The organism is Auritidibacter sp. NML130574, assembly GCF_003185725.2.
Lineage (GTDB): Bacteria > Actinomycetota > Actinomycetes > Actinomycetales > Micrococcaceae > Auritidibacter > Auritidibacter ignavus.
The window spans coordinates 285124-298075 of the sequence record NZ_CP031746.1; the positions used below are offsets into that span (position 1 = coordinate 285124).

At 56.8% G+C, this 12952-nt stretch carries 14 protein-coding genes; 11 read left to right on the forward strand and 3 right to left on the reverse strand.

The window, feature by feature from the left end; all coding sequences use genetic code 11:
- Positions 1–75 precede the first annotated feature (75 nt).
- Positions 76–1686, forward strand: a complete 1611-nt coding sequence (locus tag DCC27_RS01365) for a sensor histidine kinase (RefSeq protein ID WP_110109989.1) — start codon at positions 76–78, stop codon at positions 1684–1686.
- A 200-nt stretch (positions 1687–1886) separates the two neighbouring features.
- On the opposite strand, the gene DCC27_RS01370 is transcribed toward DCC27_RS01365, so the two are convergent.
- Complete coding sequence (locus DCC27_RS01370) at positions 1887–2135, reverse strand: WhiB family transcriptional regulator (protein WP_110098613.1); 249 nt, start codon at positions 2133–2135, stop codon at positions 1887–1889.
- A gap of 443 nt (positions 2136–2578) precedes the next feature.
- On the opposite strand from DCC27_RS01370, the gene DCC27_RS01375 reads away from it, so the two are divergent.
- Positions 2579–2965 (forward strand): hypothetical protein, encoded by a 387-nt coding sequence (locus DCC27_RS01375; protein WP_148707491.1) that lies wholly within the window; start codon positions 2579–2581, stop codon positions 2963–2965.
- Positions 2966–3049: 84 nt separating this feature from the next.
- Here DCC27_RS01375 and DCC27_RS01380 read toward each other — a convergent pair whose 3' ends face one another.
- Positions 3050–3445: a DUF1844 domain-containing protein gene (locus DCC27_RS01380; protein ID WP_110123387.1), complete on the reverse strand. Its 396-nt coding sequence runs from the start codon at positions 3443–3445 to the stop codon at positions 3050–3052.
- Positions 3446–3819: 374 nt separating this feature from the next.
- Between DCC27_RS01380 and infC the strand changes: the two genes are divergently transcribed.
- From infC to DCC27_RS01400, 4 genes are all read left to right on the forward strand, one after another.
- Positions 3820–4536: a translation initiation factor IF-3 gene (gene infC, locus DCC27_RS01385; RefSeq protein WP_233491972.1), complete on the forward strand. Its 717-nt coding sequence runs from the start codon at positions 3820–3822 to the stop codon at positions 4534–4536.
- 129 nt (positions 4537–4665) lie between these two features.
- Positions 4666–4860, forward strand: a complete 195-nt coding sequence (gene rpmI / locus DCC27_RS01390) for a 50S ribosomal protein L35 (RefSeq protein WP_110098615.1) — start codon at positions 4666–4668, stop codon at positions 4858–4860.
- A gap of 80 nt (positions 4861–4940) precedes the next feature.
- The gene (gene rplT, locus DCC27_RS01395; protein ID WP_110109991.1) at positions 4941–5324 is read left to right on the forward strand and encodes a 50S ribosomal protein L20; all 384 of its coding nucleotides are present in this window, start codon (positions 4941–4943) and stop codon (positions 5322–5324) included.
- A gap of 41 nt (positions 5325–5365) precedes the next feature.
- The gene (locus tag DCC27_RS01400) at positions 5366–6268 is read left to right on the forward strand and encodes an RNA methyltransferase (RefSeq protein ID WP_110098617.1); all 903 of its coding nucleotides are present in this window, start codon (positions 5366–5368) and stop codon (positions 6266–6268) included.
- On the opposite strand, the gene DCC27_RS01405 is transcribed toward DCC27_RS01400, so the two are convergent.
- The gene (locus tag DCC27_RS01405) at positions 6253–8790 is read right to left on the reverse strand and encodes an FtsK/SpoIIIE domain-containing protein (RefSeq protein ID WP_168186054.1); all 2538 of its coding nucleotides are present in this window, start codon (positions 8788–8790) and stop codon (positions 6253–6255) included. The genes DCC27_RS01400 and DCC27_RS01405 overlap by 16 nt on opposite strands.
- Before the next feature lie 225 nt (positions 8791–9015).
- Here DCC27_RS01405 and DCC27_RS12125 point away from each other — a divergent pair, with 225 nt between their 5' ends.
- From DCC27_RS12125 to DCC27_RS01425, 5 genes are all read left to right on the forward strand, one after another.
- Positions 9016–9315, forward strand: coding sequence for a hypothetical protein (locus DCC27_RS12125; protein ID WP_168186055.1), 300 nt, complete (start codon positions 9016–9018; stop codon positions 9313–9315).
- Positions 9316–9652: 337 nt separating this feature from the next.
- On the forward strand, positions 9653–10879 hold the full coding sequence (locus DCC27_RS01410; protein ID WP_110098619.1) for a CpaF family protein: 1227 nt from the start codon (positions 9653–9655) through the stop codon (positions 10877–10879).
- A complete protein-coding gene (locus DCC27_RS01415; RefSeq protein ID WP_110109993.1) occupies positions 10876–11730 on the forward strand; it encodes a type II secretion system F family protein in 855 nt (284 codons plus the stop codon). The genes DCC27_RS01410 and DCC27_RS01415 overlap by 4 nt, the downstream gene beginning before the upstream one ends.
- Entirely contained in the window at positions 11727–12662 is a 936-nt protein-coding gene (locus tag DCC27_RS01420; protein WP_110109994.1) for a type II secretion system F family protein, read from the forward strand. The genes DCC27_RS01415 and DCC27_RS01420 overlap by 4 nt, the downstream gene beginning before the upstream one ends.
- A 92-nt stretch (positions 12663–12754) precedes the next feature.
- Positions 12755–12952, forward strand: a complete 198-nt coding sequence (locus DCC27_RS01425; RefSeq protein ID WP_110098622.1) for a hypothetical protein — start codon at positions 12755–12757, stop codon at positions 12950–12952.

Sequence of the window (12952 nt, forward strand, 5' to 3'; positions counted from 1 at the left end):
CCGTCGGTGGGGCTGACCAGTGTGCGTTTCGGTCTTGGTTCCCGGGGCGTCGTCGCGTCCCGCTAGGCTGGCATCATGCACCACGAACGGTACCCCGACCGATCTGATCGTGCCCAGCCACCGGCCTCGGCTGGCCCGGATACGGCGGCTCTGCGACTGCCACCCGCGGTCAGCCGGCTACCTCGGGACTGGCAGATCCTCTCCGATCTCGCCTTCTCTGACCTGGTCCTCTGGCTCCCGAGTATTAACACCCGGGATGCGACGGGAAAACCCGACCAAGCAGACTTTGTGGCAGCAGCCCAAGCCCGCCCCTTCACCGCCCAAACCACGCTGATCCGCGATCTGATCGGCTCCGCCCCACGCACCGGACTTCAGCCGTTGCTGATGCAGGTGCTGCGCACCGGCATCCCCGTCAACGGATCCGAACAACTGCAAGGCTCGGCAGCTCTTGGCGTCACGGTCTGGCCGGTGGTCGACGGCGACGAGGTACTGGCCGTGCTGTCGGTGCACAAGAACCTCGCGCGACAACGTCATTCTTCCCGGCTGGAACAGGCCTACCACCGGTCGGCCCAAGATTTATTAATGATGATCTCCAGGGGACTGTGGCCAGAACCCGATCAACGCCATGGGCCATCGTTGTCAGATCTCAGGGTCGGTGACGGGATGATTCGATTAGACGCCCAAGGCCTCGTTAACTTCATCTCGCCGAACGCAGTGTCCGGGCTCCGGAAACTCGGAATCCGGCAACCGCTGGAAGGCCGACAACTTTCCCGCGTCGTGACCGACTACCTGCCCCCGCGAGGCCACACCGACCACCTGCTACCTAGCGTTCTTTATGGTGTCAGCACGGAGACCACAGAGATCGAAACTCGAAAAGTGTCTCTGTCGATACGGTCGATCCCGCTACGAGATCGACACCGAGAGCGTTATGCCGCCGTATTACTCATTCGAGACGTCACCGAACTGCGCCATCGTGATCGACAGCTGATCGGTAAGGACGCGACCATTAAGGAAATCCACCACCGGGTGAAGAATAATCTGCAGACCGTCGGGTCGCTGTTACGCATGCAATCACGTCGCATGACCTCCCCGGAAGCCAAGCATGAGTTGCTACTAGCCATGGGGCGGGTTGATACCATTGCCCGGGTTCACGAAACCCTGTCACAATCGGTGGATCGTCGCATCGACATGGACGAGTTGCTCTCCCAACAATTCACGATGGCGGTAGACATCGCTAACACCGGGCGGGAAATCCACACCGAAATCTCCACGGCCTTCGGGCAACTCTCGAGTGAACTGGCCACCCCGCTGGCATTGATCGTCAACGAGCTTGCCACCAATGCGGTGGAACACGGCCTCGACTCCGAACTGGGGGGAACGGTATGGTTCCGGGCCTACTACAGCACCCAAATCCCGGAAAATTTGCCCGGAACCGAGCTCACATCACGACCCGTTGAGCACCTGATCGTCGAGATTGAAGACTCGGGTCGTCCTGGCCGGCCCGGCTACCAGGGCACGCGCGGTCCAGATCGTCCGGAGCATACCTCAGCGACGAGTGCCGGAGGGCTGGGCACACAAATCATCCGCACGTTGGTGGCCTCGGACCTGCACGGAACAATCTCATGGCAACTGGCAACCCCCGGCGGTCGTGGCACCTTGGCTCGGGTTAGTATCCCGGTTGAGTAGGAGTGAGAAAGACCGAAGTGGGCCAACAGGGCTCCGGGGCCCTGTCCTACGTGGCCTTCGTGTACTGCAGACAAACACCGGTCGTTTCAGGCTCTGGCAGATTGCTCAGGGCGGTGAAACGACCGGTCAAAGATCAGTCTCGGTGGCACTGATTCAAAAGTGTGCTCTGGGCCTTTTCTCAAGGGTGCTGGCTCTTCGGCTTAGGAAGCCCGGCGGGCACGAGCCTTACGGCGCTTCAGTGCGCGACGCTCGTCCTCGCTCATACCGCCCCAGACACCGTAATCCTGACCGGTGCTGATGGCCCACTGCAAACACTGTTCCATGACAGGGCACTGGTTGCAGATTGCCTTAGCTTCTTCGATCTGCAACAACGCGGGACCGGTGTTGCCCACCGGGAAGAAGAGCTCTGGATCCTTATCCAGGCACGCTGCCTTACTACGCCAATCCATAATGAATTGCTCCTTTTCGCTGCTGGTATGGCTCGCGACCGCTGTCCGTAAGAAACAGTTCAGCTTGTCAGAGGAGACAATGAGAAGAACTCGCGAGAAAACGGAGAGGGTGCGACGCTGTGAGCCCGGCCTGTACCGGCTCGTCGACTGTTGTTAATAATGTTTTCATGTGGTTTTGCTCCGTGCAAGAGACTAAAGTCACCGAAATGTCAAATTTGAAGAGATATTTGTCACAACAGCACTCTCAATTTGCGTCCACTGTGGCATGGGGCATAACATTCCGTCTTTTTAGTGAGCGCTCTTGACAGTGCGCCTTTTAGCCTGTTAGTTCACCTGAAGTTTGCCTACGTGGGGTGGAGAGTAGGCCGGTGGGCCCGTGATGGTATGAGACAATGATCCGGAAAGGGGCACAATCAGGGGTGGTCATCATCGAAGACAATCGCGTGGATAGTCGTGCACCACTGGTGTGGTTGCTCAGCCTCATTGTGGGTTGCCAAGGGCTTGTCCTTACGGTCTCGGCTGTGCTGGCCGTACTGAACATCGGAGATGGCACCTTAGGCCTGGGGGCAGAGCTATTCCTCGCCTTTCTCTTAGCCGTCGGAGCGATCTGGTTGATCGTAGCAGCCTATGGCGTCGTAAAAGGTAAAGCCTGGACCAGGGCAGCGGTCATGGTGATTGAGCTGTTCGCCATTGTCCTGTCTTTTAACTACTTCTCCACGGCTGACTGGTGGTATGGCATCGCGTTCCTTGTCCCTGCGGCCGTAGCGTTAGTCATATTGTTTAGCCCGGCAGTGAATGCCCACATCACCCGACGAGAACCTGAACGGTAGCCAAGTTGACGCTAGCTCAAGCCCACTACCGGCCTGGTATATACCGGGTAGGTAGCGGGGATGAGAATAGATTCGTAGCGTGAGTCAACCGTAGACGGGGCCGGTAAACTTCTCGCCAGGGCCTTTGCCGTGTTCATCTGGGACGGTTGAGGCCTCGCGGAAAGCGAGTTGCAGGGTGCGCAGTCCATCACGTAGGGGAGCCGCGTGTGCCCCACCGATTTCCGGGGCAGCTGCCGTGACCAGACCGGCCAAGGCCGTGATGAGCTTGCGGGCCTCATCGAGGTCAGTTTGTTCTGCGGCATCGGGCAGGTCCGCCAGTCCGCATTTCACCGCTGCTGCGGTCATCAGGTGGATTGCGGTGGTATTAATGAGTTCCACGGCAGGAACGTCCTGAATTTCGCGAACCTGATCCTCGACCCCGTGCTGGAGGTCGTCGAGTTGCTCGTCGGACAGGTGGTCGTGGGAGTGTGGTTCTGTCATAGGTCTAAGCTTGGCATAGCTCTATGGATATTGCTCAAGGTTTACCCCGCGGGTCGCCGGGACTGCGTTGGATATCGAGGCGAGACCTGCTACCATAGGTCGGTAGACAAGTGGAGGTTTGCTCCCACCCGCGCTAGCAGGAAGTATCGCGACGATACCGAGTTTCCGGGTTATGCCAAGGGTATTGCTGAGCAGTCCCTTGAAGAGACGTCACGCTTTCAACATCTCAGAGTGACGTTTTAGCCTCCACTGTCTGACAGGGAGGCATTTTTTGTGTCACGATTCCGCGAGGTAACGCGGTGGCCCTGTGCCGTTGCGACAGACTATTTGAGGAGAACAGCATTAACGAGCCTAGAATCAATGAACGCATTCGCGTGCCAGAGGTCCGCCTTGTCGGCCCGCAGGGTGAACAAGTCGGAATCGTGCGTGTTGAAGACGCCTTGCGTCTGGCGGTCGAAGCAGATCTGGATCTTGTTGAGGTTGCTCCTAAAGCCAAACCCCCTGTGGCTAAACTCATGGACTTTGGCAAATGGAAATACGAAGCTGCGGTCAAGGCCCGTCAATCGAAGAAGAAGCAAGCCTCAACAACACTCAAAGAGGTGCGGTTCCGTCTGAAGATTGATACTCACGACTATGAGACCAAGACTGGCCGGGCCAAAAAGTTCCTGAAATCTGGGGACAAGGTCAAGGCGATGATTCAGTTCCGTGGCCGTGAACAACAGCGCCCAGAGTTGGGGATCCAGCTCTTGGAGAAGTTTGCTGAAGACGTAGCTGAGTATGGCGAAGTTGAATCTGCTCCGCGACAGGACGGTCGCAACATGGTGATGGTTGTGGGTCCGTTGCGTAACCGCAGAGATAAGAAAGACGCGAAGAAGCCGTCGTCACCGCAACGCTCTGGCGGTGGCTCTCGTCGCGACCGGGCTGCTGCTGCAGCGAAGGCCGCCAGAGAGCAACAGGCCAAGGACCGCGAGGTCAAGAATTCGGTGGGAGACGCCATGCCCGAGGAACTGAAGAAGATGGGTTCCTCAGCAACGTCTTCCTCCCAGGCTCCGAAGCCGGGGCCCAAGCCGCGGGCACCTCGGAAGAGCTAGCTCAGCGGTCACGATGAACCCGTACCCGCATCGATCACGCGATGAAGGGCAACAGAGTTTGGTGGAGGGCACCGAGCTCAGTCTGACTTCCTGGGGGAGTCAGCACAACCACGAAGGAGAACGGCAACTATGCCGAAGATGAAAACTCACAAGGGTGCCGCAAAGCGCTTCCGCGTGTCCGGTACCGGAAAGCTGATGCGTCAGCGTGCCAACCGTCGCCACTACCTGGAACACAAGTCGTCGCGACTGACTCGTCGTTTGAAGGGCGATGTCGCGGTGACCAAGGGTGACACTCGTCGTATCCGGAAAATGCTGGGTATCTAAGCATTCTTTTTACACACAACTTTGTGGTGGGGCCGTGTAGCTAAGACCCCGCCGATCATCGACTACTGAAGGAGATACGCGTGGCACGTGTGAAGCGGGCGGTTAACGCCCAGAAGAAACGCCGGACCGTCTTGGAGCGGGCTTCCGGCTACCGCGGACAGCGCTCTCGCCTGTACCGCAAGGCCAAAGAACAGCTGTTGCACTCGTATGTATACAACTACCAACACCGGCACAAGCGTAAGGGTGACTTCCGCCGTCTATGGATTACCCGTATTAATGCTGCTGCTCGAGCGAACGGAATGACCTACAACCGTTTCATCCAGGGCGTACGCTTGGCGGGCCTTGAGCTGGACCGTCGTATGCTGGCTGAGATTGCTGTTTCTGATGCAGCTACTTTCGCCAGAATCGTCGAGCAGGCTAAGAACGCTCTGCCTGAGGACGTCAACGCCCCGGCTGCCAGCTAGTCCGTTGGTATTCTGCGTCTACCGTAACGACCTGCATACCGATGAGCACTGAACGCCCCGTCCCGTTCCTGGACAACGCTCGATCCGATCGAGTTAAACACGTCGCAGGTTTGGGGGGGCGTTCTGCTGTGCGTCGTCGCCAAGGGCTGTTTCTGGCTGAAGGACCGCAAACCGTCCGGGAAGCGCTCAAAGCAGAAACCGGGCAACTTCAGGCAAAGACACCGTCGGCATCACAGCGTCGTGCGAGCTGGAGACCGGGATGTGTGATTGATCAACTTTACTGGACCTCGGAGCTCGAATCCTCTGATCCGGCATTATTTGGTCTTGTCCAGGACGTCGTCCGGCGACGTAATGTCTATGCTGCAGAGATTTCTCAGGACGTCTTAGAAGCCATGTCCGATACTCAGTCACCGCAATCGATCTTGGCTGTTTGCGCAATACCTGAACAGCCAGAGCAGCTTGACTTAGCCGGGTTGCATTTGGTCGCGGTGCTGTGCCGAGTACAGGATCCTGGAAATGTCGGCACGATTATCCGTGTGGCCGATGCGGTGGGTGCTGATGGGGTGTTTCTGACTAGCGGTAGCGTGGACCCCTTCAGTCCGAAGGTCGTCCGCTCCACGGCTGGTTCTTTATTTCATCTCCCCGTCTTGTCTCGCCTTGATATCGGAGAACTGGCACCCGAACTGTCCGCGACCGGAATGAAATTATTGGCGGCTGACGGGTACGGACAGACCACACTAGACATGCTGAGCGAGGCACAATTGGCCGACCCGACGGCCTGGATGTTTGGTAATGAGGCACAAGGGCTTAGCGATGATGAGCGACACCTGGCCGTCCAGTCGATCGCGGTGCCGATGTATGGCCAGGCTGAGTCTCTAAATGTTGCTACCGCCGCCACCGTGTGCATGTATGCCTCGGCCATGCAATATCATTCAGCAAGCTGAATTTCCAGGCCTTGTACAGGCCATCCTCGTCCCACGAGGACACCACGATATGGAATATGTGGGGCTTGACGTATCCGTGGCCAGACCATACGGTGTTCCTCGGTTGAGCCGAACCCCAGATATATCCGGTCGGTAATCAGCCCCACGGTGCGCCCCGCGGCCAATTCTCGGCCACCATGTATCAGGATTTTCAGTGTGTTGGGGAAGTCGCGGATCAGCGTCATTAAACGGTCTTCAAAACTCTCGAAGCCTCGACCAGGGATTCTTGAGGCCCACGCCGAAAAATGTCGAATAATGATGGTGAGCTGTTGGCCAGCTTGAAGGATTTCTCTCAAGGTCGCTAGAGCCTCTTCGAGTTCTTCACCGGTGCACTCAGCATGGAACGACCATCTGTTCTGAGAACTCTCCGTTATGTGGATTGCTCGTTCCACTGAGGATTCTTCTCGATGGGGGCGACCATCAAAGAGGGCCACCTTGTTGGCAATCCTTGGCGAAGGGTCCCCTTGGTGGTGCTGGGTGAAGAACGCCGTGACTGCCCGATCTAGCAGTTTTTCGGCACCAGATCCGCTGGCGCCGATGACGGCTAAAGAACCGGTGAGGATCCAGGGTTTTCGTCCGCTCTGAGGCGTTGCCTCGGAAGAAGTTGTCTTGGGGTTCCACCATATCGGAGCTTGCATCCGTTCGGTTGGGTGGTCGACGAGCCCTAGGATCATGCCTGATGTCGGTGTTAACGGGTCTGTGCTCTGAGTGCTAGGATTCCAGTGCTCGGGTAGCGAAGGCAAGACAATGGGGTCAGGACATAACAGACCGGCCTGTTCATGGGCTTGGGTAATCATGGATACCACCCGTGGCCACTTCGTGGTGGCGACAGTCTTTGTCGACACCGGGCGATCGGCGAAGACTGGGGTGAGCGTGACCGGTTCAGAAGGTAGTCGCATAATAGGAGTCTGAAAGATCTCGGAATCGGCCGGTCCGCGACGCAGAATCCCACGCCCTGGCTGAGAAGCGCTGATGCGATAGGCCGAGGCATCACCGATCAGGTCCCAGGAATCTTGTTCTGTTGCTGTGCGAAGACAGAGTACCGAGCCCAGATTTGCCCGCACGTCAGAGGTCACGGTCCCCTGAGCCCGCTGTGTTGCCAACACCAAATGGAATCCCAGTGAGCGTCCCGTGGAGGCGAGGCGGATCAGAACATCTTGGGCTTGACGGTGGTCTTCGATTAGCATTTTCAGTTCATCGATGGCCACCACAAGCCGTGGCAAGACGACATGGGGCACGTTCTGTCGGAACGATGAGTAATCGGGGACCCGATACTCAGCAAAGAGCTTCTCTCTGCGGTGTAATTCGGCTTCGATAGCTCCCAAAGATCGCAAAGACACTCCGGCGCTGAGGTTGGTTTCCACCGCCATCACATGTGGCAGGTCCTCGAGGACCGCGAAGGAGGAACCACCTTTAAAATCGAGGAGTACCATCGATAGCTGGTCCGCAGGGTAGTTCATCGCTAGTTGGGCTAGAACAGTCAGTAAGAGCTCAGATTTTCCCGATCCGGTCGTGCCGGTAATCAACACATGTGGTCCGTCTGCGACCAGATCTAAAGCGTCGGCGCTATCTCTGGCATCGATCTCCACCCGCAGATCTCCCGCGCTATGAGCGGTAAAAAATGTAGACGGAAGGCTCAACAGCGGGCTATGACTCCTGGTTGCCGGTAATTGGCTGAGTAGGCGTGAAGTAACCAAATCTAAAGTGGTGACACTTATCCCAAAGAAGTTGATCTGCGAGATATCTTGGTCCAGACCTGATACTGAGCCATCGCTAACATCAAACACCACCTCTTGGCTGGCCGGAGGTCTGGGACAGTTCTCGTCTACCTGTTCAATCCGTACCAGGGGAGTACGGGCGAATTTTTGGTCCAGGTCGTCCCGAGTGAGCGTACCGGTCGTATCAATGATTGTTGATGGTAGGACGGAATCGATCAGTTCCTTGTCCCGTTCGGAATTCGTATGGACCCAGACACGTTGTTGGGTGGCCGCTGCGTGATGGTGGCACTGTGCCAGCAGCCAGTGTGTGACCGAGGCAAGCTGTTCGGGTAGCCCGCGGACCACGGTGGTTGAGCCTGGAGCCAGATGTTGGGCGATAGCGGTATGAACTTGGGTATGCTGCGCCCATTTCTCGTCGGCGTCACTCCGCACAAGCTTGACCGCGAGGATCCCGTCTCCCCAGCGGATGGTTGGAGTTGCTAAATGCGGTCGGAGCAGCCCGAGCGGATCTGGGGCGATAGATCGCAGAGCGAAACGCAGTTGGTCTGGAGTGTATGTTTCATTCAGTCGGTGTTGTCCCTGTTCGGTAGATAGTCGGGTGATCGTTGCGATAAACTTCCGGCGTTTCGCGCGATATTGACTGATCATGACCACGGCGACGATCACCGAAATCGCGCTGAAGAGCAGGAAATACCACATTCCTGTGACAACCATCATCACCAGTCCGATGATCATCGGACTGGCTGCCATTACCAGTTGAAGCACAACATTCGGCGGCTGAGGCTCCGGGCCCGGATCAATCTCCAGTACGGCTGGGGCCCTTAACTCTGGCAGCCGGGGATAGTGCGGGGAGACGAGACGAAAACTTGTCTGCCCTCTGGACAGAGTCTCTTGTGCCGGCCACTGCGATGAAACCGATCTCTCGTGCGACGTTTCGGCAGGTTGTGTTAGCGGGCTGTAGGTTGTCAACTGGGTGGTGTGCTGCGTCAGATGCACGCTGAAATCACGATCGAGCAGATACGGATCGTTGATTTGATAGTGCGCGTGCTGTCGGCCCACGGACAATGGTTCTCGTGTGACCGGCACAAGACGCCCGGCGTCAGGTCCGGTAGTAGTCACGAGATTCAACCCAGGATGATCTATCCGTTCCTTTGGTATTGCGTGGTCAGGCCGGGCAATCAGCCGCAGGACATGACCGGCCGAGGGCACATGCTCGCAGCATTGGGTGAGCTGAGTGTGATCGAGGTCCGCCAAGCGACGTTGCTCGAACCACAACTGGTAGTCCCGTAGCTGGGCTTCTGCGTGCTGTCTGATCAGCTGTTCTAATTCAGCACCGCCACCCGCGGGAAGGTTTTCAAGCACCCATCGGGGCGGTTGCGGAGTTGCTAGTCCGAAGAGCTCAAGAAGCATCGTCAATCCGGTGTGTCATGGGTTTCTGGTCGGTTCTATCTTCGTCGCCGGGTACGAATGCGTCGAGAGTATTTGTAAGACCTGTGGATAATATAAATTATCCAGAAATTTCAGGAACCACTGTTTTCTCAGCTCAATTTATTGTTTACAGTGAGTGGGGTCACAGTTTTGTAATGTCAGACGACAGTTTTGGTTGCTGAAGGGGAGCAATGATTCGATGGACGCTTTGCGCATACTGGAAACAGAAGTTCGCGAAGAGATACGCCGATCCAATATTGACCCTTCTAAAGATCTCACTGCAGTTCGAGACCTCGTCTACCACGTCACACAGAACTATGATGCGCGTTCACTGACAGGTAGCGTGCCGGTTTTGGCCGATCGTGAGGTTGCTCAAAAAGCCGTGCTAGACGCTGTCGCTGGTTTCGGACCGCTGCAACGGCTGCTGGACGATGATTCTGTCGAAGAAATCTGGATCAACTCTCCCGACCAAGTTTTCTGCGCTCGCGGTGGCACCACAGAGTTGACCAATGTCTCGTTGAGTGCGCAACAGGTTCGAGACTTGGTCGAGAAGATGCTGAAAAGTTCGGGGCGTCGACTCGACCTGTCCTCACCGTTCGTTGACGCTGCCTTACCCGACGGATCACGGCTCCACGTGGTTATTCCGGAGATTACGGCACAACACTGGGCCGTTAACATTCGAAAATTCGTTGTTCGAGCGCACAACCTTCAGGATTTGGTCCGTACCCGCTCGCTAACCGCTCAAGCCGCCATGTTTTTAGAGGCTGCCGTGACTGCCGGGCTGAACATTCTGGTGTCCGGTGCCACTCAAGCCGGGAAAACCACTCTGTTGAATTGTCTATCCGCTGCCATCGGGGCCAGAGAGCGAGTGATTACCGTTGAGGAGATCTTTGAACTGCAGATACCGGTTCGTGACGTGGTGAGCATGCAGTGTCGGCAGGCCAATCTGGAAGGTTATGGTGAGATTTCGTTGCGTCGCCTGGTAAAAGAAGCCCTGCGGATGCGTCCGGACCGGATTATTGTCGGAGAGGTCCGTGAGGCCGAAAGCTTGGACATGCTCATTGCGATGAACGCCGGACTGTCGGGAATGTGCTCGGTGCACGCCAACAGTGCCCAGGATGCACTCACCAAAATCTGCACGCTACCTTTATTGGCAGGGGACAATATCACCTCACAATTCGTGGTCCCGACGGTGACCAGTTGTTTTGACCTGGTGGTGCACTGTGAAAAAGACCGCCGAGGACAGCGACGGATAGCTGAGATCCGTGCGGTCGGGCAACGTGTCGAAGCCGGTGTGATCGAATCGGCTCCAGTCTTTCATCGACCAGAGCACGAACTAGTTTTTAACCCCAGCGGTTTGGTGGATAGCAAAAAGTTTCGTGACCACGGTATGGACGTCCGCGCTTTGATGGGCGCGAACGCATGAGCGTGTTGCTCGGGCTCATCCTAGGGGTCGGGCTACTCCTGATTTGGCTGTCATGGTGGGCCCAGCCTGCCCAGGAGAGTCGCAAGCCCTCTCGCGTGTCAGGACTTCAGCACCTGGTTATTCGTTCTGGGATCGAACGCATTACCGTCCCCACTGTCGTGGCTAGTTCGGCCATTTTGGCTTTGGTGGTGGGGCTGGTCATGATTGCCCTGACGAGAGCGGTTCCGTTGGGGATCTGCTTTGGACTCTTCGCAGCTCTGCTTCCATTTGGCATCTTGAAATCGTCAGCCAGAAAACGGCAAGCGACGATGCGCGAGGTATGGCCCGAGGCGGTAGACCATTTACGGTCCGCGATTCGTGCCGGATTGACGTTGCCCGAGGCGTTGTCACAATTGGCGATTCACGGTCCCGAAGAACTCAGACCCGCGTTGGAAGATTTCACCGCAGATTATCGGGCCGGAATGCGGTTCTCTGATGCCCTAACACGCCTTAAGGAGCGTCTGGCCGATCCAGTAGCCGATCGGCTGGCGGCATCGTTGATGATGACCCGGGATGTCGGTAGCGCAGATATTGGTGCAGTACTGGAGACCTTGGCGGACTTTTTGCGTGAAGAGGCACAAACTCGAGCTGAACTGGAAGCGCGACAGTCTTGGACTATCAACGGGGCGCGTCTGGCTGTGGTCGCGCCGTGGGTCGTGCTACTACTTTTGGCAACACAACCGCAGGCGTTGGCTGCTTATCAAACGATGGCAGGCATGCTCGTGTTGCTGTTCGGCGTGGTGGTTAGTGCCTTGTGCTATTGGCTAATGCGCAGGATTGGGGCTCTTCCGGCTGAGAGGAGAGTTTTATGAGCGTGCCAAGTTGGTTGGCCTTAGGGTGCGGGGCACTTTTAGGTACCGGTCTTGTATTGATCATGTTGGTCGTGTGGACAGGTGGGTCGCCCTCGCTAGTCCAGCGCGTCCAACCTCAGCTCCGGGGATTTGCTCCTGCGACGGCACCGGTGACGGCTCGGCCCAGTGGGGTCTTCGGTACGATCTACAAGTTGGCCGCCCCGTTGCTGGGTCGAGTGGCCAGACTGCTGGATATGATGAACCTCGGTTCTGACCAATTACAGAGAAAACTGTGGAGTGCTGGCCTCGAGATGACCGTGGCACAGTATCGCACAGAGCAACTCATGTATGCCCTACTTGGAGCATCCGCCGGAATGGTGGTCAGTATCGGGCTTGCCGTGAACTACTCACTCACGCCCCTGCTAGGCGTCATCGTGGTTCTTGGTCTTGGCGTCCTGGGTTTCTTCTTGCGGGATAATGTTCTCAGCTCCCAGGTATCTCGTCGCAAAGCCCGTATCTTGGCGGAGTTTCCCACCGTGACCGAACTAGTTGCTTTGTCAGTATCGGCCGGAGACACTGCACAGGGTGCCATCGAACGGGTGGCCAACTCCGCTGAGGGAGAGCTGGCTACCGAATTTGATCGCGTGATGCGAGATCTCCATGCCGGTTCCAGCTTCGCTACTGCCCTGCGGTCCTGTGACCACCGGGTCCAGATACCGGCCGTCGAACGATTCATCTCTGGGCTCTTGGTGGCCTTGGAACGCGGTACTCCGCTGTCGCAGGTCTTAAGGGCACAAGCCCATGATGTCCGTGAGATGTCGAAACGAAACTTGATGGAAGTCGCGGGCAAGAAAGAGATCGGCATGATGGCCCCATTGATCTTCGGCATCCTGCCTCTGACAGTCCTCTTTGCCGTCTATCCGGGCCTCTCGCTATTGAACCTCGGTGTTTGAGAGTTTCGAGCAATACAGACTAGATCACCCCCCAAAAAAAGGAATGACCAGAAATCCACGACGAGTAAGTCACGACAAGAAGGAGACACACTATGAAGAGCCTGATTACGTTGATGATCTGGATGTCCAATTCACTCCAGCGCCTGGGACGAGATGAACGAGGAGATGTTCCAGGCTGGGTGATGATTACCCTGATGTCGGCTGTGCTGGTGGCTGGCCTGCTGGCACTTGCCGGCCCGGCTCTGGCAGACCTCTTCAACCAGGCGATCGATCAAGTTTCAACAAACTAA